This window comes from Chryseobacterium sp. SIMBA_029 (assembly GCF_046535275.1).
In the GTDB taxonomy this organism is placed as follows: domain Bacteria; phylum Bacteroidota; class Bacteroidia; order Flavobacteriales; family Weeksellaceae; genus Chryseobacterium.
In genome coordinates this window covers 1-244 of sequence record NZ_JAWRXA010000729.1, presented here as the reverse complement: position 1 = coordinate 244, position 244 = coordinate 1, and the positions used below count along the sequence as shown (strand labels likewise).

Here is a 244-nt window from a genome sequence, read left to right as displayed (position 1 = left end):
ATAATGAAAACATTAGTTATTGTCACACATCCTGATATTGAAAAATCAATCATTAATAAAAGATGGATCGAGGAATTAGCCAAATATCCTGAAAAATATACCGTTCATCAATTATACAAAGTTTATCCAGATGGTAAAATTAATGTGGCCAGAGAACAGGAGTTGATGGAATCCTATGATAAAATTGTATTTCAGTTTCCTTTCTATTGGTTCAGCAGTCCGCCCATGTTAAAACAATGGCTGG

At 32.8% G+C, this 244-nt stretch carries 1 protein-coding gene; it reads left to right on the top strand.

The window, feature by feature from the left end; translation table 11 throughout:
• Nucleotides 1–3: 3 nt before the first annotated feature.
• On the top strand, nt 4–244 hold a 241-nt coding region (locus tag SB679_RS25865; RefSeq protein WP_410705237.1), incomplete at its 3' end, for an NAD(P)H-dependent oxidoreductase.